The organism is Deinococcus koreensis (genome assembly GCF_002901445.1).
Taxonomy (GTDB): Bacteria; Deinococcota; Deinococci; order Deinococcales; family Deinococcaceae; genus Deinococcus; species Deinococcus koreensis.
The window spans coordinates 2,612,585-2,634,101 of record NZ_PPPD01000001.1 but is presented as its reverse complement, the minus strand read 5'-3'; the positions used below and the strand labels follow the sequence as shown (position 1 = coordinate 2,634,101).

Annotated in this window: 23 protein-coding genes; 8 read left to right on the top strand and 15 right to left on the bottom strand. The window is 70.6% G+C overall.

Features of this window, described 5'->3' with window-relative positions:
• The first annotated feature begins 11 nt into the window (after window positions 1-11).
• Complete coding sequence (locus tag CVO96_RS12435) at window positions 12-1,031, top strand: ABC transporter permease (protein ID WP_103312504.1); 1,020 nt, start codon at window positions 12-14, stop codon at window positions 1,029-1,031.
• A gap of 27 nt (window positions 1,032-1,058) precedes the next feature.
• Here the strand turns inward: CVO96_RS12435 and CVO96_RS12430 are convergent, their stop codons facing one another.
• The 6 genes from CVO96_RS12430 to CVO96_RS12405 all read right to left on the bottom strand — a co-directional run bounded on the left by CVO96_RS12430 (window position 1,059) and on the right by CVO96_RS12405 (window position 6,449).
• Window positions 1,059-1,517: a hypothetical protein gene (locus CVO96_RS12430; RefSeq protein ID WP_103313466.1), complete on the bottom strand. Its 459-nt coding sequence runs from the start codon at window positions 1,515-1,517 to the stop codon at window positions 1,059-1,061.
• Between the two features lie 8 nt (window positions 1,518-1,525).
• Complete coding sequence (gene ygfZ, locus CVO96_RS12425; RefSeq protein ID WP_103312503.1) at window positions 1,526-2,398, bottom strand: CAF17-like 4Fe-4S cluster assembly/insertion protein YgfZ; 873 nt, start codon at window positions 2,396-2,398, stop codon at window positions 1,526-1,528.
• A gap of 162 nt (window positions 2,399-2,560) precedes the next feature.
• Window positions 2,561-3,682, bottom strand: a complete 1,122-nt coding sequence (gene hemA / locus CVO96_RS12420; protein ID WP_165795289.1) for a glutamyl-tRNA reductase — start codon at window positions 3,680-3,682, stop codon at window positions 2,561-2,563.
• Window positions 3,679-4,278: a precorrin-2 dehydrogenase/sirohydrochlorin ferrochelatase family protein gene (locus tag CVO96_RS12415; RefSeq protein WP_243398338.1), complete on the bottom strand. Its 600-nt coding sequence runs from the start codon at window positions 4,276-4,278 to the stop codon at window positions 3,679-3,681. The genes hemA and CVO96_RS12415 overlap by 4 nt, the downstream gene beginning before the upstream one ends.
• A gap of 288 nt (window positions 4,279-4,566) precedes the next feature.
• Window positions 4,567-6,090 (bottom strand): uroporphyrinogen-III C-methyltransferase, encoded by a 1,524-nt coding sequence (gene cobA / locus CVO96_RS12410; protein ID WP_103312502.1) that lies wholly within the window; start codon window positions 6,088-6,090, stop codon window positions 4,567-4,569.
• Window positions 6,091-6,167: 77 nt separating this feature from the next.
• The gene (locus CVO96_RS12405; protein WP_103312501.1) at window positions 6,168-6,449 is read right to left on the bottom strand and encodes a hypothetical protein; all 282 of its coding nucleotides are present in this window, start codon (window positions 6,447-6,449) and stop codon (window positions 6,168-6,170) included.
• 271 nt (window positions 6,450-6,720) lie between these two features.
• Between CVO96_RS12405 and CVO96_RS12400 the strand changes: the two genes are divergently transcribed.
• Window positions 6,721-7,434, top strand: a complete 714-nt coding sequence (locus tag CVO96_RS12400; protein WP_103312500.1) for a GNAT family N-acetyltransferase — start codon at window positions 6,721-6,723, stop codon at window positions 7,432-7,434.
• A 2-nt stretch (window positions 7,435-7,436) separates the two neighbouring features.
• Here the strand turns inward: CVO96_RS12400 and CVO96_RS12395 are convergent, their stop codons facing one another.
• Genes CVO96_RS12395 through CVO96_RS12385 form a run of 3 tightly spaced genes read right to left on the bottom strand, consistent with a single transcriptional unit; the run spans window position 7,437 to window position 9,285 of the window.
• Entirely contained in the window at window positions 7,437-7,904 is a 468-nt protein-coding gene (locus CVO96_RS12395; protein WP_103312499.1) for an NUDIX hydrolase, read from the bottom strand.
• On the bottom strand, window positions 7,901-8,365 hold the full coding sequence (locus CVO96_RS12390; protein WP_103312498.1) for an NUDIX hydrolase: 465 nt from the start codon (window positions 8,363-8,365) through the stop codon (window positions 7,901-7,903). The genes CVO96_RS12395 and CVO96_RS12390 overlap by 4 nt, the downstream gene beginning before the upstream one ends.
• 23 nt (window positions 8,366-8,388) lie before the next feature.
• Entirely contained in the window at window positions 8,389-9,285 is an 897-nt protein-coding gene (locus CVO96_RS12385) for a P1 family peptidase (protein WP_103312497.1), read from the bottom strand.
• A gap of 60 nt (window positions 9,286-9,345) precedes the next feature.
• Between CVO96_RS12385 and CVO96_RS12380 the strand changes: the two genes are divergently transcribed.
• The gene (locus tag CVO96_RS12380; RefSeq protein WP_103312496.1) at window positions 9,346-10,056 is read left to right on the top strand and encodes a dienelactone hydrolase family protein; all 711 of its coding nucleotides are present in this window, start codon (window positions 9,346-9,348) and stop codon (window positions 10,054-10,056) included.
• Between the two features lie 39 nt (window positions 10,057-10,095).
• On the opposite strand, the gene CVO96_RS12375 is transcribed toward CVO96_RS12380, so the two are convergent.
• The 3 genes from CVO96_RS12375 to CVO96_RS12365 all read right to left on the bottom strand — a co-directional run bounded on the left by CVO96_RS12375 (window position 10,096) and on the right by CVO96_RS12365 (window position 11,996).
• Window positions 10,096-11,157, bottom strand: a complete 1,062-nt coding sequence (locus CVO96_RS12375; protein ID WP_103312495.1) for a TerC/Alx family metal homeostasis membrane protein — start codon at window positions 11,155-11,157, stop codon at window positions 10,096-10,098.
• Between the two features lie 267 nt (window positions 11,158-11,424).
• Window positions 11,425-11,742 (bottom strand): hypothetical protein, encoded by a 318-nt coding sequence (locus CVO96_RS12370; protein ID WP_103312494.1) that lies wholly within the window; start codon window positions 11,740-11,742, stop codon window positions 11,425-11,427.
• 20 nt (window positions 11,743-11,762) lie between these two features.
• Entirely contained in the window at window positions 11,763-11,996 is a 234-nt protein-coding gene (locus tag CVO96_RS12365) for a hypothetical protein (protein WP_243398337.1), read from the bottom strand.
• A 116-nt stretch (window positions 11,997-12,112) separates the two neighbouring features.
• On the opposite strand from CVO96_RS12365, the gene pulA reads away from it, so the two are divergent.
• The 4 genes from pulA to CVO96_RS12345 all read left to right on the top strand — a co-directional run bounded on the left by pulA (window position 12,113) and on the right by CVO96_RS12345 (window position 17,483).
• Window positions 12,113-15,820 (top strand): pullulanase-type alpha-1,6-glucosidase, encoded by a 3,708-nt coding sequence (pulA, locus tag CVO96_RS12360; protein WP_103312492.1) that lies wholly within the window; start codon window positions 12,113-12,115, stop codon window positions 15,818-15,820.
• A 186-nt stretch (window positions 15,821-16,006) separates the two neighbouring features.
• Window positions 16,007-16,294: a hypothetical protein gene (locus CVO96_RS12355; RefSeq protein WP_103312491.1), complete on the top strand. Its 288-nt coding sequence runs from the start codon at window positions 16,007-16,009 to the stop codon at window positions 16,292-16,294.
• Between the two features lie 60 nt (window positions 16,295-16,354).
• Window positions 16,355-17,164, top strand: coding sequence for a class I SAM-dependent methyltransferase (locus tag CVO96_RS12350; RefSeq protein WP_103312490.1), 810 nt, complete (start codon window positions 16,355-16,357; stop codon window positions 17,162-17,164).
• 1 nt (window position 17,165) lies between these two features.
• Window positions 17,166-17,483: a P-loop nucleotide/nucleoside kinase family protein gene (locus CVO96_RS12345; RefSeq protein ID WP_103312489.1), complete on the top strand. Its 318-nt coding sequence runs from the start codon at window positions 17,166-17,168 to the stop codon at window positions 17,481-17,483.
• A gap of 151 nt (window positions 17,484-17,634) precedes the next feature.
• Here CVO96_RS12345 and CVO96_RS12340 read toward each other — a convergent pair whose 3' ends face one another.
• Genes CVO96_RS12340 through CVO96_RS12330 form a run of 3 tightly spaced genes read right to left on the bottom strand, consistent with a single transcriptional unit; the run spans window position 17,635 to window position 19,867 of the window.
• Window positions 17,635-17,937, bottom strand: a complete 303-nt coding sequence (locus CVO96_RS12340) for a hypothetical protein (protein ID WP_103312488.1) — start codon at window positions 17,935-17,937, stop codon at window positions 17,635-17,637.
• 53 nt (window positions 17,938-17,990) lie between these two features.
• Complete coding sequence (locus CVO96_RS12335; protein ID WP_103312487.1) at window positions 17,991-18,707, bottom strand: ABC transporter ATP-binding protein; 717 nt, start codon at window positions 18,705-18,707, stop codon at window positions 17,991-17,993.
• Complete coding sequence (locus CVO96_RS12330) at window positions 18,707-19,867, bottom strand: ABC transporter permease (protein ID WP_103312486.1); 1,161 nt, start codon at window positions 19,865-19,867, stop codon at window positions 18,707-18,709. Before CVO96_RS12330 ends, CVO96_RS12335 begins: the two co-directional genes overlap by 1 nt.
• Before the next feature lie 151 nt (window positions 19,868-20,018).
• Here CVO96_RS12330 and CVO96_RS12325 point away from each other — a divergent pair, with 151 nt between their 5' ends.
• A complete protein-coding gene (locus CVO96_RS12325) occupies window positions 20,019-21,296 on the top strand; it encodes a DUF4127 family protein (protein ID WP_103312485.1) in 1,278 nt (425 codons plus the stop codon).
• Window positions 21,297-21,517: the final 221 nt, after the last annotated feature.

The following is a 21,517-nucleotide window of genomic DNA, read 5'->3' as shown; positions in this document are numbered from 1 at the left end:
GGAGGCCCAGCATGACGAGTGTGTCCGCCCCTATCCCGACCAACAAGCGCAGCCAGTGGCAGCTCTTCTGGACCGGCCCCGCCATGCGGAAGATGAGGCGCAACCCCCTGGCGATCGCCGGGCTGATCATCACGCTGCTGTTCGGGCTGGTGGCCCTCTTCGCCCCGCTGATCGCCAAGCCGGCCGACAACTGCCTGCGTGACCTGAACATCACCTCCCCCAACGAGGTCTACAACCCGGCTGTGGCTCTGCGGGCCGTATTCGTGCCGCCCGACAGCTGCTACCGGATTCAGCGCGTGAGCTTCCAGCAGCAGCCCACGCCGCCCGACTCGCAGGCCATCTTCGGCACGGTCAATGGCTACAACATCTTCTATGGGCTGGTCTGGGGCACCCGAACGGCGCTCAAGATGGCCTTCATCATCGTGGGCATCACCCTGCTGATCGGGGTGATCGTCGGTGCCATCAGCGGGTACTACGGCGGCTGGGTCGACAACCTGATCCAGCGCTTCATCGACGTGATCTTCGCCCTGCCCCCCCTGATCCTGGTGGTCGTGGTGCTGACCATCATGCGGGCTCGCTTCACCGCCTCGGGCTCGGACTACGACCCCACCATTCCGATCATTGTGGCGAGCTGCGTGGCGGGCTGGGCCGGCTACGCCCGCATCATCCGGGGCGAGGTGCTGCGAACCCGGCAGCTGGAATACGTGGACGCCGCCCGCGCCCTGGGGGCCCGCGACATGCGCCTGATCATGAAACACGTCGTGCCCAATTCGGTGGCCGCCGTGTTCACGCTTGCCGTGCTGGATCTGGCAACCATCCCGCTGGGCATCGCGGCCCTGTCGTTCCTGGGCCTGGGCTTCGAGCCGGGCTTCAGCGAGTGGGGTCAGCTCGTGGACTTTGCCCGCGCGTGGCTCAAGCCCGCATACTGGTACGTGCTGGTCTACCCGGCCGTGTTCATCATCCTCTTCAGCCTGGCCTTCAACCTCTTCGGAGACGGCCTGCGCGACGCGCTCGATCCCAAGACGCGCTAGACACGCCCCACGAGGAGGGCCTGCCCGTCAACCCGGCGGCAGGCCCTCTTCCCTTGGTTCCGGTGTTCTGATCCAGCCCGGCAGGCGTGACCAGACCAGCGCGTGGAGGCCCAGGGCCAGCGCCCAGAAGGCGGCCAGGGCCAGCGGCTGGGCCAGCAGGGTACAGCCCAGCAGGAACAGCACCCCGGGCGCCGTGGCCGCCTGGATGGAGCCGGTCAGCGCCGCCTGACGGGCCGGCAGGTCGGGGCGCCGGGCCACCTGATGGGCCAGGTAGAGGGCGCCTGCGGCGAGCACCAGTCCCAGACCCAGCAGCCCCGCCACCGCCGGCCAGGGCGTGCTCGCCGGGCCGCTCAGCCACAGCAGGCCGCCCAGCACCACCCCCGGCACGGCCAGCGCCAGCAGCGCCAGCCCGTAGGCCCGCCGCGCGGCGCAGATCAGCCCCTCGCGGGTGCCCGCCTGGAAGTCGCGTGCGATGGCCTCAAGCATGAGCACCTCTACACATGGGCTGGGGTCAGCAGCTGCACCGTCGCCGGGACGCCGCCGACCTGAACCTCGACGCCGCCCGGCAGCTCCCTGCGAAGCCGGGCGAGGCTGTGGCCCGCCGCGTGCAGGCCGCTCTGCCCCACCACCTTGCCCCCCTGAACAATCTCGGCGTGAGCCGGCAGGCTGTCCCCACTCAGGCGGGCGAGGTGATAACGGGCGTTGCCGCGCGCTTCCAGGCGGGCCATGATCTCCTGGCCCACGTAACAGCCCTTGCGGTAGCTGATGGCCGGCAGCGGGCCGCCCACGTCCAGCCCGACCTCCTGCAGCAGCGTGCCCGTGAAGCCGTCGCGCACGATGTCGGGGATGCCGGCCCCGATGCGGGCGGCGTCCAGGTCGGCCAGAAGCTGTTCGCTGCCCAGCGTGTCCAGCACCGACTCCAGGTGCCGGGCCAGGACGTGCAGATCCACGCCGGGGGTGCCCGTGCGGTTCACACGGCCCGCGAGGACGGTGGCGCCGGCCAGCTCGAAGCTCTGCGCGTCCGGGCCGTCCAGGCGCCAGCCCGGCACGTTCGCCGCGTCCCAGACGTGTACGGTGCCCAGGGTCTCGCTGGTGTCCTGCAGCTCGACCTGATCGAAGATGATGTAGCGCCGCAGCCGCGCGGCCAGCGCCGCCGCCTGAGAGGCGTCGAGATGCAGATACACGTCGTCGGCGCGCCGGTAGGCCCGCGCGAAGTGTTCGATCTGCCCACGCACGTTCAGGAAGGCACAGGCGACCAGGCCCGGCGTGGGGGCGCCGCGCAGGTCGCCCGTCATCTGGCCCTGCACGAAGTCCACCCGGTCGGCCCCGGTGACGCGCAGGCTGCTGGAAGGAAGGCGAGTCCACATGGGGTTCAGGGTACGGGAAAGGCCGCGCGGGGTCTGGGGGCCAGGCGGGATTGGCCTCCTTCCCGTCCAGAGGGTCGGACTGATTCCCGGTGTCCTTCTGCCTGTCTGCCCTCTGTCGGTCAGTTGCCGGGACTCTGATCGCCGGAATTCAATCGGGAAGGTTCAGTCGCTGGCCAGGGCCAGCCCACGCTGGGCATGCTGGGCCTCGCGGGTCAGGTGCCAGCGGCTCAGGTCGGCGGCGGCGGCGCGGATGATCGCCTCGGCCTGGGGCAGCGCGGCGTGGCGGCTCTGCAGGTTGCGCTGCACGATGTCCGTCAGGTCGTCGAGGTTGTGCAGGTACGCGCCGGGCACCCCGGCGATCTCCGGATCGAGGATGCGCGGCACGCTGATGTCGATCAGGAACATGTCGCGGCCCGGCCGCCCGCCGAGCGCCTCACGCACGCCCTGGGCGCGCAGCACGTAATGGGGCGCGCCGCTGGAGGCGATCACCACGTCGGCCTCGGGCAGGACTTCATGCAGGTATTCGTAGGCGCAGGCGCGGCCGCCCACCCGCTCGGCCAGCAGCCGGGCGCGCTCGGCGGTGCGGTTGACCACGATCACGTCCTTGACGCCGGCGGCCAGCAGGTGGGTCAGGGTCAGCTCGGCGGTCTCACCCGCGCCGATGATCAGGGCAGTGCGCTGCTGCAGATCGCCCAGGGCGGCCTGCGCCAGTTCCACGGCGGCGCTGGACACCGACACCACCTTGTCGGACATGCCCGTTTCGTGGCGCACGCGCTTGCCCGCCGCCAGCGCGCCCTGCGCGACCTTGTTCAGCAGCGTGCCGCTCAGCCCGCGGGCGTGCGCGTCCTGCCAGGCGCGCTTGACCTGACCCTGGATCTGGGTCTCGCCCAGCACCAGACTGTCGAGGCCCGCCGCGACGCGGTAGAGGTGGCGCACGGCGTCCTCGCCCCGGTGGACATAGAGATGCTCGCCCAGCGCGTGACCCCAGGCGCCCTCGAAGGCCGCCACCGGATCGCCGCCGCCGTCTGCGTCCAGCCCCGACAGGTAGACCTCGGTGCGGTTGCAGGTGGAGAGCAGCATGGCCTCGGCCGCGTGGCGCGACAGGTGCGAGAGCAGGGCACCTTCCTCGCCGGCCCGCACGGCGGCGCGCTCGCGCACCTCGACCGGCGCGGTCTGGTGGTTGAGGCCCACCACCGCGAAGTCCAGCGGCGAGCCGACGCCGAAGCTGCCGCTCAGATGGGCCTGGGCCAGGAACCGCTGCCCCGTGGGGCAGGCCAGGGTCACGCGGCCCCCCGCTTGAGGCTGCCGGGCCTGAGACCGTCTGCCAGCCCGGCGCCGATGGCCGCCCGGATGTCCAGGCGCAGGGCCTCCAGCGCCGCCTCGCGTTCGGAACCCGCCATGGTCAGGGCCTGCTCGCGGCGGGCCACCCAGCCGTCCAGATCGGCCTGGGTGGGCAGGAGACCCTCCACCCCTTCACGCAGGGCCTGGGCCAGCATGGGCAGTTCGCGGCCCGTGGCGATGGCGACCTGCACGCCGGCCCGCCCGGTCACGGCCGGGAAGCGCAGGGTGCCCTGGCCCGCATCCCCGGCATGGTTGACCAGGGCCCCGGCAGCGCGGGCATCGGCGGTCACGGCGTCGTTCACGGCCGCGTCGTCGGTGGCCGCCACGACCACGCGCATCCCCTGCACGTCGTCCGGGCGGTAGGTGCGGGCTTCATGGCGCATGGGCAGGGCCGCCAGCTCATCCAGCACGCGCGGGGCCACCACACGTACCTGGAGACCGGCCTCCAGCAGCGTGCGGGCACGGCGCAGGGCCACCGATCCACCGCCCACGATCAGGGCCTGCTCACCGCTCAATTCAAGGAAGACCGCCAGACTCACGCCCGTATAGTAGCGCCGCCGTGCGGGTCAGGCGTCCCCGACCGAACGGTCAGGACACAGGCTAGAACGGCATTTTTATACTTTTGAGGATGGCCGGGAGAGGCCGGCGCCGCCCTCCCGGCACACGTGTCGGACGGAGGGCTGCCTGCTGCCCAAACGCCTGTGGCGGCTCCGAGTGGTCGCCCAGCGCCCGTCAGTCCGGCTGGTCTCCGGCTCTGCTCCGCAACCCTGCAAGTCCCCCTGCCCCGGCTCAAATCCCACCGAGACAGGAGGGTGCCAGAGGCCGCATCAGTGCCCATTCAGGGCCACGGTGGCGGCGTCGGCCAGCGACTCCAGGCTGGCGGTCTCGGCCACGGTCACGCGGGTGAATCCGGCCTCGCGCGCCGCGTCGGCGGTCTGGGGCCCCATCGCCGCGACGCGCATGCCCAGGGGATCGAAGTCCGGGCCGGCCAGCGCCGCCAGGTGCCGCGCCGCGCTCCCGGACGCCAGCGTGACCACGTCTGCCCCCTTCAGGCGCTCGCGGGTGTGCTCGGCCAGCGGCGCCGGCTCGGTGCGGTACAGTTCGGCGCGCCGATAACCGATCCCCCGCGCCTCCAGCGCCCGCTGCAGGTCGTCCTCGGCCAGCTGGGAGGTCAGGTGCAGCGCCGCCTCGCCGGCCCGCACCGGCAGCTCCTGTCCCAGGTGACGGGCACCCGGCGTGGAGGGCACGAAGTCGGCCTTCAATCCCCGCTCCTGCAGGCTGCGCGCCGTGCTGGGGCCGACCGCCGCCAGCCTCACGCCCGCCAGCGCTCGGGCATCGAGGCCCGAGCGCTCCAGAAAGGCGAACAGCGCCACGACCGCCTGATTGCTGGACAGCAGCAGCCAGCCGCTGAAGTCGTGCAGGGCGTCGGCCACCGCCGCGTGGTCGCCGGGGGCGAAGCGGATCAGGGGGAGTTCCAGCACCGAGGCGCCGCGGGCGCGCAGCACGTCCGACAGCCCGCTGGCGCCCTCGCGCGTGCGGGTCACGGCCACGGTCTTGCCGGCCAGCGGCCGCTGCCGCCCCTCTCCCAGCAGCCCGCCCGGCAGGTCGAACCAGCGCAGGCTGCCGCGCAGCCGCACGACCTCGCCCACCACAGTCACGGCCGGGGCTTCCAGACCAGCCTCCTGAACCACCCGGGCGATGGTCTGCAGGGTGCCCGTGACCGTGCGCTGCTGCGGCGTGGTGCCCCACTGCACGGTGGCCGCCGGGGTCTGCGGGTCACGGCCCGCCGCGATCAGCTCGGCGGCGATCTGACCCAGGTTCCGCACGCCCATCAGCAGCACCAGGGTGTCCACGCCCGAGAGCCGCTCGTAGTGGGCGCCGCCTTCTTTCGTGTTGCCGGTCAGCACCGCGAAACTGCGGGCCGCCTCGCGGTGGGTGACCGGAATCCCGGCGTAGGCCGGCGCGGCGATGGCGCTGCTCACACCGGGCACGACCTCGAAGGGCACCCCGGCCTCGGCGCAGGCCTCGGCCTCCTCGCCGCCGCGCCCGAACACGAACACGTCGCCGCCCTTGAGGCGCGCTACCCGCCGCCCGCCCTGCTCCTGTGCCTTCGCCACGATCAGCGCGTTGATCTGCTCCTGGCTGATGTACTCGGAAAAGCCCTTCTTCCCCACGTAAATCGTTTCGGCGTCCGGAGCAAAGCGCAGCAGTTCGGGATTCGCCAGGTAGTCGAACAGCACCACGTCGGCCGCCTGGAGGGCCTGCTGGCCGCGCAGGGTGAGCAGGCCCGGATCGCCGGGGCCAGCCCCGATCAGGGACACGAAGGCGCGGGAGGGAGAGGGGTGGGTCATGGGTCACAGGCTAGCGGGCCGGGCGGGGGACAAATGCGGGGCGACGGGGCCGGTCGCCCCAACGCCTCAGTCACTCCTCAATCGGCGGCGGTGGCGTGCAGGTCGGGGAGGTCGAGGTGATGCGCGGCCGTGTCGTGCAGACCGGCGAAGCGCAGATGGCGCTGGCAGATGAACCACATCTCGTCGCGGTCGTTGGGCAGGATGAAATAGGCGTCTGAGGACTCCGAGGGGTTGTAGACGCCCAGCACCCGGTAGGCGCGGCGGTCGGTGAAGCCGCTGGAGAGCGGCCGGGGCATGGGCGCGCGCGGCCCGTCGAGTTCGACGATCCGCACGAACATCTGAGGATGGAAGGCGAGCATGTCCCAGAGTGGTTCACCGCGCTGGGCCGTATCGGGTGAACCGTCACAAGCTCAAGGCCGGGCCAATGCCGCCTGAAGCCCGGCTGAGTGCCCGCCGCGCGGACTCATGAGGGCTGCCACCTGATGCCCGGACACTCGGGACAGCGGCGGACGGTCAGCCATCGCCCGTCAGGCCGCCCCTGTTCCTGCTGCGCGTCGCAGCCCGGCGAGCGCCGTCGCCCCGGAGTCAACCCCGACATGGTGGGATCGGGCCGGTGTCATAAGCTGCCGTATGGACATCTGGCAGCGCGTGGCCCAGGCCGAGGCGGTGGCACACGCCGGCTTCGGGGAGAGTCAGACCTTCGGGCCGCTGGTGGCGACCTTCGTGGCCCCCGGCCTGCCGCTGAACACCGCCTGGCACGACGGCACGCGCCCCCCGACGGGCGAGGCCCTGGCGAGCTTCGAGGCTTTTTGCGCCGCGCACGCCCAGAGCGCGACCCTGCACCTGCTCTCCCCCGCCGCGCCCGCCGCCCTGCCCACGCTGACCGGGCGCGGCTACCGGCTGGACTCCGTGCTGCACCTGTACACGCGTGAGCTGCGGGCACTCCCGTCTTCACCCCTCAGCGTCGAGGAATCCAGCGACCCGGACACCTGGGCCGAGGTCTCCGCCCAGGGCTTCGGCGAGGGCAGCGCCGAGACCATGCGGGTGGTGGCCCGCGCGCCGGGTGCCCGGCTGTTCGTGGCCCGGCTGGAGGGCGAACCGGCCGGCAGCGGCGCCCTGGGCATTAAGGGAGACGTGGCGGCGCTCTACGGCATGTCCACCCGGCCCGAGTTCCGGCAGCGGGGTGTCCAGCTGGCGCTGCTCGCCGGGCGCCTGCGGGCCGCCGCCGCCTCCGGGGCCACGCTGGCGACGGTGTTCACCACCCCCGGCACCGGCAGCGAACGCAACATCGTCCGGGCCGGTTTCGTGCTGAGCGGGATGCGGCTGACCTTCACCAGGGTCTGAGTTCAGTCCATGCCCAGGCACACGCGCAGCCGTTCCAGCGCCAGCCGGTCGACCGGGCCCAGGCCGGCCGGCAGCGCGTCCAGCGCGAAGAAGCTCAGCTCGGTGCCCTCCACGCCGTCCGGGCAGGGGGCGCCCCCGCACTCGCGGATCACATACACAGCCACCACCTGATAGAACTCGTCGCCGTTCGGCAGCCGCACGAAGGTCTCGGGGCCGCTGACCACGGTCAGCAGCAGCGGATCGTGGGGCACGAGGCCGGCTTCCTCCTGCAGTTCGCGGCGCAGGGTGTCCTCCAGCGCCTCGCCCAGTTCCGCAATGCCGCCCAGCGTGCCCCAGCCCCCGGTGTCCGTGCGCCGTTGCAGGAGCACCTGCCAGTCGGCATTCACCACCAGCGCGCAGACGCCCGCCCAGTTCACGGGCGCGTGGCCGATCTGCGAGCGCAGCGCATGAACGTAGTCGGTGGCGGTCATGCGGGAACCTGTGCTGCCAGGAACTGGACAGCCCGCCGCGAGACGGGGCCAGCCAGCTCCGGCAGCGCGTCCGGGGGGAAGAAACGCAGTTCCTCGATTTCCATGCCGTCGGGCACCGGGACGCCATGCCAGCCAGTCGCGCGGTACAGGGCGGTGTAGGCGGAGAACCGGTCACCGTTGCCGATCTCGCGGTAGGTCTCCGGTCCGCTGATCACGTCCAGCAGGATGGCGGCCGTCAGCGTCAGGCCCGTTTCCTCGTGCAGTTCGCGGCGCAGGGTCTCTTCCAGCGCCTCCCCCAGCTCACTGATGCCCGTCACCACGCCCCACGTCCGGCCACCCACCCGCCGCAGCAGGAGCACGTCTCCAGCCTCGCTCAGCACCAGTCCCGCCGCGCCGACCAGATTGATGGGCCGGGGGCCGACCGCCTGACGCAGATCGTGGATGTAGGACTGTGTACTCATAGGAGTATCTTACACATTCGACACTAGGGAGCAAGACTCCGCACGGCGTCCCGTACCGCCGCGCACACCGCCTCCTGCAGCAGCGCGCCCAGCAGCATGGGGTCGGCGGGGGGCTGCGTGCCCGCGCTGAGCACGAAGGCGCTGTCGCCGTCCCAGAAGGTGTGGCTGGGGTGGATGACCCGTCCGAGGGCGGCCTGGGCGGCGTCGGCGAGGCGGCGGCAGTCGTTCTTGGTCAGCAGGTGCTCGGTGACGACCGCGACCAGCGTGGTGCTCTCGACCTCGCCGGGCGTGAAGGCCACGGCCCCCGGCCCGACCCCCGGCCCCGCCAGCACATCTCCGCGCTCGTCCAGCACGTCCCCGATGGAATTGACGACCGCCAGCGCGCCCACCCGGACGCCGTGGCGTTCCAGCATCACGCTGCCCAGGCCGCCCGGCACGCCGCCGGTGCCCAGGTACTTGCCGGCCGTGGCTCCTGTGCCCGCGCCCACCCGCCCACGCGCCACGGGCTCTGGGGAGGCCGCCCGTGCGGCGAGTTCGCCCTCCCGCTCGCCGGGCCGGGCCAGCGCACTGCCCACCCCCAGGTCGTAGATCACCGCCGCCGGCACGATGGGCACCCGCGCCCAGGGGGTCTCGTGGCCGATCCCGCGCTCTTCGAGCACCTTCACCACTCCGGCCGCCGCCGCCAGCCCGAAGGCGCTGCCGCCCGTGAACAGCAGGGCATGGACGCGCTCGACCTTCTTCTCGGGAGAGAGCAGGACGCCCTCGCGCGTGCCCGGACTGGGGCCGAGGAACGACGCCGAGGCCACCGCGCCCGAGTCCGGGCACAGGATCACGGTGCAGCCGGTCTGGCCCACGGGGTCTGTCCAGTGGCCCACGCGGAAGCCGGGAACGGCCGTGAGGGTTGCATTGGGGGCGCTCATGGGAACAGGAAAGCACGGCGACAGGGGGGCCAGGGGCGTGCCCGGGGCGTAGGGTGGGGCATGACCCCAGCGACTCCGGCGGCGCCCGATCAGACCATCAGCTTCGAGTCGGGCGGCCACACCCTGAAGGCCGAGGTGTTCCGCCCCGCCGCGCCCGCCCCACAGGCGCCCGGCGTGCTGGTCATCCACGAGGCCTTCGGCCTGAACGACGACATCCGGGCCATCGCCTCGCGCTTCGCCCGCGCGGGCTACGTGGCGCTGGCGGTCGACCTGTTCGGGGATCAGAACCGCGTGGTCTGCATGACCCGCATGATGGGCGGCCTCTTCCTGAACTCGCTGGAACACCAGGGCGTGCAGGGCACCCGCAAGGCCCTGGAGGTGCTGGGCGCCCTGGACGGCGTGGACGCCTCCCGGCTGGGCGCGGTGGGCTTCTGTATGGGCGGCTCGCTCGCCGTGGCGATGGCCTGCACCGACGACCGCGTGAAGGCGGTCGCGCCCTACTATGGCTTCAATCCGCGCCCGCTGGAGGCCGTGCGGCGGGCCTGTCCGGTGGTGGGGAGCTTCCCGGAGAAGGACTTCACGAAGAAGCAGGGCGAGCGGCTGCGCGGTGAACTGAGCGCCGCCGGCATCCCCAACGACATCAAGATCTATCCCGGCGCGAAGCACTCCTTCGCCAACCGGGGCCCGAATTTCGACGCGGTTGCCAGCGAGGATGCCTGGAACCGCGTCATGGGCTTTTTCGAGGAGCATGTGGTGGGGGCCGGGGCCTGACCTCCCGTGCCCTGAGATGCCGTGCCCTGAGTCCCCGCCTCAGCGGGCGGTCGGGGCGCCCCCCGCGCCGCGCGTCTGCCACAGGCTGACCAGCACGCCGCCCAGCAGGATCGCCACAGTCACGCTCAGGCTGATGGCCGGATCGAGCTTGCCGAAGAACTGGTTGTAGAAGATCTTGCCGCCGATGAAGACCAGCACCAGCGCCAGCGCGGGCTTCAGCGCCGCGAAGCGGTGGATCATGGCGTCCAGCGCGAAGTACAGGGCGCGCAGGCCCAGGATGGCGAAGATGTTGCTGGTGTACACGATAAACGGATCCTGCGTGATGGCGAAGATGGCGGGAATCGAGTCGACCGCGAAGACCAGATCGGCCGCCTCGACCAGCACCAGCGCGAGCAGCAGCGGCGTGGCGTGCAGGCGCAGGCGGCCGGCGGCGTCGGGCAGGCGGGTCAGGAACTTCTGGCCGTCGAGCTTCGGGCTGACCGGCAGGACGCGCCGCAGCAGCCGCAGGGCCGGGTGCCGCTCCAGATCCGGGGCGTGGTCGTGCGCGGCGCGGTTGAAGAGGAGTTTGAGACCGGTCAGCAGCAGGAAGGCGCCGAAGACCCACATGATCCAGTCGAAGCGCGTGACCAGCGCGGCCCCCAGACCGATCATGATCCCGCGCAGCACGATCACGCCCAGGATGCCCCAGAACAGCACGCGGTGCTGCAGGTGTCTCGGGATCATCAGCGCGCCGAAGATCACCGAGATCACGAACACGTTGTCCAGCGCCAGGGCCTTCTCGACCGCGAAGCCGGTGAAGTAGCTCAGGCCGCTCTCGGCGCCCAGCGTGACCCACACCCAGACGCCGAAGGCCAGCGCCACCGCGATATAGAACGCGCTCAGCTTCAGCGAGGTGCCCACGCCGATGCTCTGGGCCTCCTCGACCTGGGCCGGGTTGCCCGCCGCCTGCGCCCTGCGGGCACGGCGGCGCCCCAGCACGCCCAGGTCGAAGGCCAGGAGCGCCACGACCATCACGAGGAACATCACCCACATCCAGGCGGGTTTGCCCAGCCACAGTTCATCCAGCCCTAAAGCAGACAGCCCAACACTCAGCACTTCCATCACGTCGTCTCCCGGAGGGGCGCGGCGTGGCGGGCTCTGGGAAACGACAACTCCACAGGTGGCCCGCTCCGCAGCGTTCCACCCGGGTCTGGCCCTCTGTGCGCGTCACCGGGAAGCCGATGGCTCCCGAACTGACGGTGGCGCGCTCCCCACGAATGAGGCGGTTACTCCCCCGGACTGAGGCTCAGCGTCGCAGAAGTCGGGAGGATTTAGATGAAAGGGCGGAGACCGCCCCTTTACGTTCGGAGCGGTCTCACGGTGGGGCTCTCAGAGTTCGGCGATGCCGGGCAGCTTCTCCACCCGCTCGGCCAGCTCGGGCAGTTCGAGTGCCCGCAGCGATTTGGCGGCGCGGGTCACGCCCGCCTCGTCCACCCGGCCCTCGTTCCAGCCGGCGATCAGCATGGCGCAGCCCTGCAGGCCCTCGGTGACCGTTTCCTTGTGGAACATGGCCGCCAGATTCCCCGGCTGGGCGGGCTGCGTCTGCTGGATCTGCGCCTGCACGTCCAGCACGACCTGCATGAAGACCTGATCGAGCCGCGCACGGTCGTCAGGGGCGATGGTCTTGTCCGTCATGGGCTGTGTCATGGGGAGCAGTGTAGGGCGGGTCAACCCTTCGCCGTCAGGTCATCGTCCAGGGTGGCGCCGTTCGTGTCGTCATCCGACTCGTCCATCTGGCGGTTGGCATCACCGATCTTCTCGAAGCCGGTGTCCCGCGTGCCGGGGCTGTCCTGCACGACCCCGCGATCCATGTAACCGGCGGGGATGTGGCGCAGGCTCTCGGCGTCGGAGTGGTTCTCCTGGGGGGCGTCGTGGGTCTCGTCGCTGCGGTGTCCGGTCATGGGGTGCATGGTGGGCGCCGGGCGGGAAGCGCGGGTGTGCCGGGCCTCAAGGGGGCTTCAGCAAGGAGCCACGAGACAAATACGTCCGCGCCCGAGCGGGTACAATCTGTCCACAAATGAAACGACTAGCGACGTTATTGACGCTCGCGCTGGCGGCCTCGGCTGCGGCGCAGACCGCCCTGCCCGCGAACACCGCCCGAGTGCATTACCAGCGCGCCGACGGCGTCTATACGGGCTGGGGCCTGCACGCCTGGGAGGACACCAGCGCCACCGTGACCTGGGACAGGCCCCTGGCCCAGACCGGCAAGGACGACTGGGGCGCCTACTTCGACATTCCGCTGAAGGCCGGCGCACAGAAGGTCGCGTTCATCGTCCACAAGGGCGACGAGAAAGACCCGGGCCCCGACATGTTCCTCGATCTGAGCAGGGGCAAGGAGCTGTTCCTGAAGTCGGGCAGCGCCAACGTGGCCTACGCGAAGGGCGCCGCGCTGAACGTGGACGCGACGAAGGCGCCCGTGGCCCAGGCGGCTCCAGCCACCACGCCAGCCGCCCCCGCCGCGACACCCGCCGCCGCAACAGCCCAGGCCATCCCCGCCAACGTGCTGCGCGTGCGTTACGTGCGCCCGGACGGCAAGTACGAGGGCTGGGGCCTGCACGTCTGGGAGGACACCACGGCGGTCGTCGAGTGGGCCAAACCCCTGCCGCAGACCGGCGTGGACGCGGGCGGGGCCTACTGGGACGTGCCGCTCAAGGCCGGCGCCGCCAAGGTGAATTTCATCGTGCATAGGAGCGACGAGAAGGATCCGGGGCCGGACATGTCGGCCGACCTGAGCAAGGGCCGCGAGGTCACCGTGACCAGCGGCAAGGCCGAGTTCGCGTACGGCGCCCCCGCCGCGCTGAGCGACGCCCCGGTGCCTGCAGGAACCGTGCGGATCAACTACTTCCGCCCCGACGGCAAATACGAGGGTTGGGGCCTGCACGTCTGGGAGGACGCCGCCAAACCCACCGAGTGGACGGCGCCGCTGAACCAGACCGGCACCAACTCGTACGGCGCGTACTGGGACGTTCCCATGAAGACGGACTGGAAGAAACTGGGGTTTATCGTGCACAAGGGCGACGAGAAGGATCCGGGGCCGGACGGCACGCTGACCCCGGCGCAGGGCAACCAGGCGTGGATCATCAGCGGCAACCAGACCATCTTCACCACGCGCCCCGACACCTCGGTGAAGCTGGTGGGCAACCTGGCGCAGCAGCAGGCGATCATGCTGGGCGCCTATCAGGTGGCCGTGAAGCCCGAGCTGGCGCAGCCCGGCGCCTTCCTGACCCTGCACGCGGCCAAGGATGCCTCACTGAAGCTGACCCCGACCGGCGTGACGGGCGGCGAGGCGCTGACCCTGGAAGAGCTCGAGGCGGGCCTGAGCGCGGCGCAGAAGGCGCGTGACCCCTATCTGGCGAACTACAAACTGCTGCAGGTGCGCGCCGAAGACCGGGCCAAGCTGGGCGCGGCGCTGCAGGGCCAGCTGGCGGTGTCGTCCGTGCTGCCCGACGGCACGCTGATCGATGCGACCGGCGTGCAGGCGGCCCGCGCGCTGGACGAGCTGTACGCCTACGACGGCCCGCTGGGCGTGGCCTGGCAGGGCAACGTCCCGACGGTGCGCCTGTGGGCCCCCACCGCGCAGGAGGTCAAACTGCGCTTCAGCACCTCCGGGCCAGGGGCGGAGACGGTCGTCCCCATGACCCGCGACGCCAAGGGCGTGTGGTCGGTCAGGGGCGCCGCGGGATGGCGAGGCGCCACCTACCGCTACGAGGTCAAGGTCTTCGCGCCCTCCACCGGCAAGATCGAGACCAATCTGGTGACCGACCCCTACTCGGTCGCGCTGACCCGCAACTCCACGCACTCCCTGCTGATCGACCTGAACGACGCCGCGCAGAAACCCGCCGGCTGGGAGGCGCTGAAGAAGCCGGCCCTGAGAAGTGCCTCCGACCTGAGCTTCTACGAGCTGCACCTGCGCGACTTCAGCGCCGCCGACGCCAGCGTGCCCGCCGCGCAGCGCGGCACCTACCTGGCCTTCACGCAGTCGGGCAGCGCCGGCATGAAGCACCTGAGGGCCCTGGCCGACGCGGGCCTCAAGGCCGTCCACCTGCTGCCCACCTTCGATATCGCCACCATCGAGGAAGACAAGACCAAGTGGAAGGCCACGCCCGACCTGAGCCAGTTCCCCGGCAACTCCGAGGAGCAGCAGAAGGCCGTGACCGCCGTCAAGGACGCCGACCCCTACAACTGGGGCTACGACCCCTACCACTACATGGTGCCCGAGGGCTCCTACGCCGTGAACCCGGCCGAGCGCACGAAGGAATACCGACAGATGGTCATGGCCCTGAACGGGGCGGGGCTGCGCGTGGTGCAGGACGTGGTGTTCAACCACACCGCCGCCAGCGGGCAGGCTGAAAGAAGCGTGCTCGACAGGATCGTGCCGGGCTACTATCACCGCCTGAACGCGAACGGCGGCGTGGAGAACTCGACCTGCTGCTCGAACACCGCCACCGAACACACCATGATGCGCAAACTCATGGTGGACACGCTGGTCACCATGGCGAAGGCGTACAGGATCGACGGCTTCCGCTTCGACCTGATGGGCCACCACCTCGTGGCCGACATGCAGGCGGCGCGGAGGGCCCTGGACGCGCTGACCCCGCAGAAGGACGGTGTGGACGGCAAGGCCATCTACCTGTACGGCGAGGGCTGGGACTTCGGCGAGGTGCAGGGCGGCAAGCGGGGCCCGAACGCGACGCAGCTGAACCTGTTCGGCCAGGGCATCGGCACCTTCAACGACCGCCTGCGCGACGCGGTGCGAGGCGGCAACCCCTTCGGCGGCCTGCAGGATCAGGGCTTCGCCACCGGCCTGGTCACGCTGCCCAACGGCCAGCCCCAGAACACCGACAAGGCGAAGGCACTGACTCTGGCCGATCAGGTACGCATCGGCCTGACGGGCAACCTGCGCGACTACCGCTTCACGAACGCCGCCGGCCAGACGGTCGCGGGCAAGGATCTGAGGTACGGCGACGCGCCCGCCGGCTACGCGGCCAGCCCGCGCGAGGCGATCACCTACGCCTCGGCCCACGACAACCAGACGCTGTTCGACGCCGTGCTGCTCAAGGCCCCGGCGGGCGCCACGGGCGCCCAGCGCACGCGGATGCAGAACCTGGGCAACTCGGTGGTGCTGCTCGGCCAGGGCCTGCCCTTCTCCTACGCCGGCGACGAGATCCTGCGCTCGAAGTCCTTCGACACCGACTCCTACAACTCGGGCGACTGGTTCAACACGCTGGACTTCACGCTGCAGACCAACGGCTTCGGCAAGGGGCTGCCGCCTGCCGAGAAGAACGGTGGCAACTGGGCGCTGTACCGCCCGCTGCTCGGCAACCCGGCCCTGAAGCCCAGCCCCGCCGACATCGCCCGCGCCTTTGACCACTACCGCGAGATGCTGCGCGTGCGCTACTCCTCCACGCTGTTCCGCCTGGACACGGCGGCCCAGGTGCAGCAGGGCCTGACCTTCCTGAACGTCGGCCCGAATCAGACGCCTGGAGTGATCGCCATGAAGCTCAGCGGCGCGGTCAGTCCCACCAATCCATACAAAACCATTGTCGTGGTGTTCAATGGCAGCGGCGCCGGCGTGACCGTCTCGGACGCCAGCCTCGCGGGCCTGAACCTGACGCTGCACCCTGCCTTGGCCGCCAGCACCGATCCCATCGTCAAGACCAGCAAGTATGCGGGCAACGGCGTGACGGTGCCGGGCCTGACGACGGCGGTGTTCGTCGGGAAGTGAGATGGGTCTAAGGGTCTAAAGGTCTAAAGGTCGAACAGTCGAACAGACAGGGCAACCGCAGAGTGGGCGTGGTTGCCCTCAATGTTTTGGAGGCGTGAACTCCTCCAGATCACTCGCCCCTTCCCGTCCAGGCATCCAACCAGCCCCTTCAGACCCTTAGACTTTTAGACCTTTAGACTCTTCCCCATGCAGACCATCGAGAACCAGACCTTCAGCAACCAGCGCATCGAGCTGGACGATACCCAGTTCGTGGGCTGCACCTTCGACGGCTGCGTGCTGATCTACTCCGGCACCGGCGGCACCAGCCTGAGCGACTGCACCATCCACAACACGGGGTTCGGCTTCGAGGGCGGCGCCGCCAAGACCCTGGAACTGCTGAGCGCCATGTACCGGGGCGGCTTCGAGGAACTCGTGAACGCGACCATCGAGGGCATCCGCACGGGGAAGCCGCCCGCCTCGACCGCACAGGCCTGAGCACCGAGCACCGGACGATTTGACGGGGCCACCACGGCTCCGTCTTCCTATACTCCGGCCATGACCACCCACCGCCCCGCCGACGTGGCCGCCCAGTACGCCACCGAGCAGCACCTCCGCACGCGCATCGAGACCCACCGGCGCTACACCGTGGGGCCGGATCTGGAGGACGCGGTGGACGCGCGGCTGGTCCTGCACGGCGACGAGGCGCTGCTGGACGTGGGCACCGGCCCCGGCGACTTTCCGGGCCGATTGCGGGCGGCCGGGCACCGGGGGCGGCTGGTCGGCGCCGATCTGTCGGCGGGCATGGTGGCCACGGCGCAGGCGAATCATCCGGGGGTCGAATACGTCCAGGCCAGCGCGGACGCTCTACCGTTCGCCGATCAGACTTTCGACGTCCTCACGGCGCGGCACATGCTCTACCACGTGCCGGACGTGCCGGCCGCCCTGAGCGAGTTCCGGCGCGTGCTGAGGCCGGGGGGACGCTTTCTGGCCGTGACCAACCCGGTCGGCTACATGGCCGAGCTGTGGGAGGTGCTCACCGAGGCGGCCGAGGCCGAACCCGCGCTGACGGGCCTGCGCGACAGCCGGGGCGGATTCGCCGCCGCCTTTTCGGAGGTCAATGGAGCGAACTGGGTGCGGGCGGCCTTCGGGAACGTGGAGGTCAGCTTCACCGACGCGGCGCTGGTGTTCCCGACCGCCGAACTCGTCCTGACCTACGTCGAATCGCTGATGGCGTGGCAGCGGCTGGAGGCGCCGGAGCGGGAGCGGGGGCATGCGGTTCTGCGCCCGCTCCTGGAAGGGAGATTCCGGGACGGCCCCTGGCGGGTCTCGAAACGGATGGCCCTGCTGAGCGCGGTGCGGGGTTGAAGTGCAGCGGCTGCCCATCCTCGTCCTCGTCTCGGGTGCCCCCGGCAGCGGCAAGACCACACTGAGCCCGCAGCTCGCCTCTGCGCTGGGCTTCGTGCGGCTGGCGCGCGACGATGTCAAGGAACGGCTCTGGGACGCCTGGGCCGGGCAGCCCGAGCTTCGGGCACAGGTGCCGGGCGCGCACTGGGGCGCCTATCACGCGGCGCTGGACGCCCTGCGCCAGTCGTCCTACCATTCATTCCCGCTTCGAACGCCGGGCCACCCCCGACCGGCATCCTGCCCACCTCGACGCCCAGCTTATTGCGGGATTCAGGCGTGATCCCGGCCGCTGGAGCCACTTCGAGGAGCCTGTCGAGGTAGGTATGCCCACCCTGCGTGTCAACACGGAAAACGGCTATCGACCCACGCTGCAGCGCATCGTCGAATTCGTCCGGGACGCTGGAGGCAGCCCCTGACGCGGGTGATCCGTCCTACACCACGATCCGCTTGAATTCGCCGTCCTCATCCTTCGCCGCGAGCTGGCCGTACATCAGTTCGCGGTGGATGACTTCGGTGATGTTCCGGGCCAGCTCGTCCGGCGTCTTGTGCTCGGTCGGCAGCGGCATGGCGACCACATCGAAGCCGCGCAGGGCGTCCACGTCGGTCGAGCGCACCTCGACGCGCAGCTCGCCTTCACGGGTGCTGGGCGTCATGGTCACGTCGTCGCGGTGCAGCTCCCCCAGGGCAGGGGTCAGGGCAGCCAGGGCGTCTTGCAGATTGAGAGGGGCAGTCATGGGGGCAGTGTGCCGCAGCCGGGCCGGGACACCGGGAAGGTTCAAGAAACGCTTCAGTCCACCACGCCCACGACCCCGTCGCGCACCTGCAGATGGTGGTCGGCCAGCGCGGCGATGTCGCGGTCGTGGGTGATCAGCACGACGGTTCGCCCCTGCCGGGCGATGGTCTGGAGCTGCGAGAGCACCAGTTCGCCCGTCTTGCTGTCCAGGTTTCCGGTGGGCTCGTCGGCCAGCAGGATGCCGGGATCACCGGCCAGGGCGCGGGCAATCGCCACGCGCTGGGCCTCTCCGCCCGAGAGTTGAGCGGGAAAGTGCCGGCCGCGCGCCTCCAGGCCGACCAGCGCCAGCAGCTCACGTGCCCGCGCCATGCGCTCGCGGGGGGGTAACCCGGCCAGCGTCAGGGGAAACTCCACATTTTCCAGCGCGGTCAGGATGCTCACGAGGTTGTGGTTCTGGAACACGAAGCCGTAGTGCTTCAGGCGGAAGTCGGCGCGGGCGGACTCGTCCAGCAGCGTCAGGTTGGTGTCACCGATCAGCACCTGCCCGGTCGTGGGCTGGTCGAAACCCGCCAGCAGGTTCAGCAGCGTGCTCTTGCCACTGCCCGAGGGGCCGACCACGGCGGTCAGACCCGGCGGGAAGGTGTGGGTGAAGGGCGCCAGGGCCTGCACCTGCCCCTCGCCGCTGGGATACACGCGCGACAGGTTCAGGGCGTGCAGCGCGGGCTGGGCGGTGCTGGCGGAGGTCACCGGAGAAGGAGCGGCCGTGGTCATCAGAGTCTCCCCAGGGCGTCGGTGATATTGAGTCTGCTCGCGCTGCGGGCCGGCAGCAGGCCCGAGAGCAGCCCCAGCAGCAGCGAGATCCCCAGCGCCAGCAGCACCAGCCGGGGGGTCAGGGCGGCGGCGTCGATGCCGGCGAGCTGCTGGGTGTACACGTTCACGGCCCAGATGCCCGCCAGCCCCAGGATCACCCCGCCGACCCCGCCCGCCAGCGACAGCAGCAGCGACTCGCTGAGCACCAGGGTACGCACGAAGGCCGGCCGCGCCCCGATGGCCCGCAGGGTGCCGAATTCACGGGTGCGCTCGAAGACGCCCATCATGACCGTGTTCGCCACGGCCAGCCCGCCCACGATCAGCGCGATCAGCGAGATACCGAAGCGCACGGCGTCGCTGATCCGCAACGCGCGTTCCACGAAGCTCAGGAAATCCGACTGGGTCGAGGCTTCCAGGTTCAGCCGCTCGCCGATGGTCGTGGCGACGCTCCTGGCCTGCCGGGGGTCGTCCAGCTTCACGGCGACCAGCGAGACGCGGCCCTCGGCGCCCTCGGCGCGTTGCAGGGTGCTGATCGGCAGGAAGATGAAGGAGTCCACCAGCCCCGATTCCGGCGCCAGCACGCCCACCACCTTCACGCGGTTGCGGCGGTTGAGGTTGAGCTGGCTGCCCAGCTTCAGGTTCAGGTTCTGCGCGGCCTTCGCACCGATCACGGCCACGCCCTGGCCCTCGTCGGCCGCGGTCAGCAGGCGGCCCAGCGTGACCCGCGTGTTGGGAAACACGGCGCCCACCCCCTGCGCGGCGGGCAGGCCGTACAGCACGGCGCTCTGCGAGACGTCCAGGCTGCCGCGCACGGTCATGACCACCGGGGTCACCGTGCGGATGCCCAGCTCGGAGGCCAGGCCCTGAATGTCCCTGACCGCCTTCTGGTCGAGGTTGGGCGCCGGAGCCAGCCCCTGCGTGAAGCCGCTCAGCGACACCTGGATGTCGGGGCCGATGCCGCCCAGCTGCTCCACGAACACCTTGCGGATGCCCTCGCCCAGCGACAGGAAGATCACCATCGAGGCCACGGCCACCGTGATGCCCAGGGCTGTGAGCAGGGTACGGACGCGCCGCCGGGTCAGGCCGCGCCAGGCGAGTTTCCAGAGGTCGGTCGGATTCACGCCCTCTAAGCTACGCCCCGGGGGCCGGGACTCGTGTGCATGGCCGCTTACACAGACCCTCAACCACAGTCCCTGGACACAGCGCCCAGCCACAGTCCCCATACATCCCGCTCAGTGGGCGGGCTCACGAACCGCCCCTAGGCTGGGGCGCATGGTTCCGCGCCCTTCCCTCCTGCTGCCCTGTGCCCTACTGACCTGTGCCCTGCTGGGTACGGCCGGCGCCCAGACGCTGCTGCCCCTGGATTCCCGCCCGGCCACACGGGTGCTGCCCGCCCTGATCGCGGGCCTGAGTGGCGGGACACCGGCTGTGCCCCCCGCCGACCTGCTCGGCAACGCGCAGCGGGGGGCCGATCCGGCGGCGCTGGCCGCCTGGCTGAACGCCCAGCCGGCGAGCGGCCCACTGATCGCCGCGCTGGACGCGCTGGCCTACGGCGGCCTGGTGCAGTCGCGCACGAGCCCGCTGAGTGCCGGGGAGGCGCTGGCCCGGCTGGCCCCCCTCCGTGCCTGGGGCCAGCGCACCGGCCAGCCGATCTACGCCTTCATCACCCTGCCGCGCGAACCGGACGCCACCGACCGGGAGCGTAACCTGGAGGTCGTGCGCGCCATGATCGGCTGGGCACGCGAGGGCGTGTTCAGAGAGCTGCACGTCACTTGGGACGACGCCCTGCCCGGCAGCCCCGCCCCCCAGGAGGGCGCCACGCTGGCGAAAGATGCCCCGGCCAACGTGCGCGTCTATCCCGGCGCCGACGAGGTGCTGTCCATGCTGGCGGCCCGCGCCCTCTCGGCCAGAGAACGCACCCTGCGCGTGGAGTATTCCGACCCGCAGGCGGCGAAGGCCGTAATCCGCTACGAGGGCATTTCGCTGGAACAGAGCGCCGCCAACCACGCCCAGGCCAGCGGCTTCCGGGTGGTACAGCGCGGCCCGGCCGACCTGACCCTCTACGTGTTCAACGGCGGCAATCCGCGCTGGGCCGCCGTACAGGCCAGCTCCCTGCTGCGCGCCGGGCCGCTGGCCGTGGCCGACGTGGAGAAGGTCAACCTGGGCAACCCGCGCTTCTGGGCCGACCTGAGCACCCTGCGCCAGACTGCCAACCTGAGTGCGCTCGCCGCCTGGGGCACCCCCGGCAACAACCTGGGCAGCGCCCTGGCCCACGCCAAGCTGGCCCTGGACGGCGTGAGCCCCCAGCGCCAGGACGCCCTGCTGGCCCGCGAATATGCCAACGACGTGATCTATTCGGCCTCCGTGCGCGCCCTGCTGCGCCGCCAGTTGCCCGAATCGGCGCTGGGATCGCCGGACGCCCAGGCCCAGCTCCTGCAGCTCGCCAAAGAATTCTTCCCCCTGCGGATCGGCAACGAGTACAGCCTGAAGGGCGCCTTCCTGCCCTGGGGCCGCTCCTTCGAATGGGATTTCAACCTGCAACCGAAGTGAGCAGGAGTGAGGACAGATTCGGTGGTGGGCTGGCAATAAGACAAAGCCACTGGCCTTGTTGTTAAACTGAACCGTCCCACCCCACATCTCTACCGAAAGCCGTCGTGCGCGCAGCGCGCGGGCAACGACGCGTTTCTGCAACCAGCAGCTATGGCGCCCACGCCACCGAGACCACTAGGCAGGGCCAGCCCAGGAACAGTGGCGACCACATGCCGAGCGCA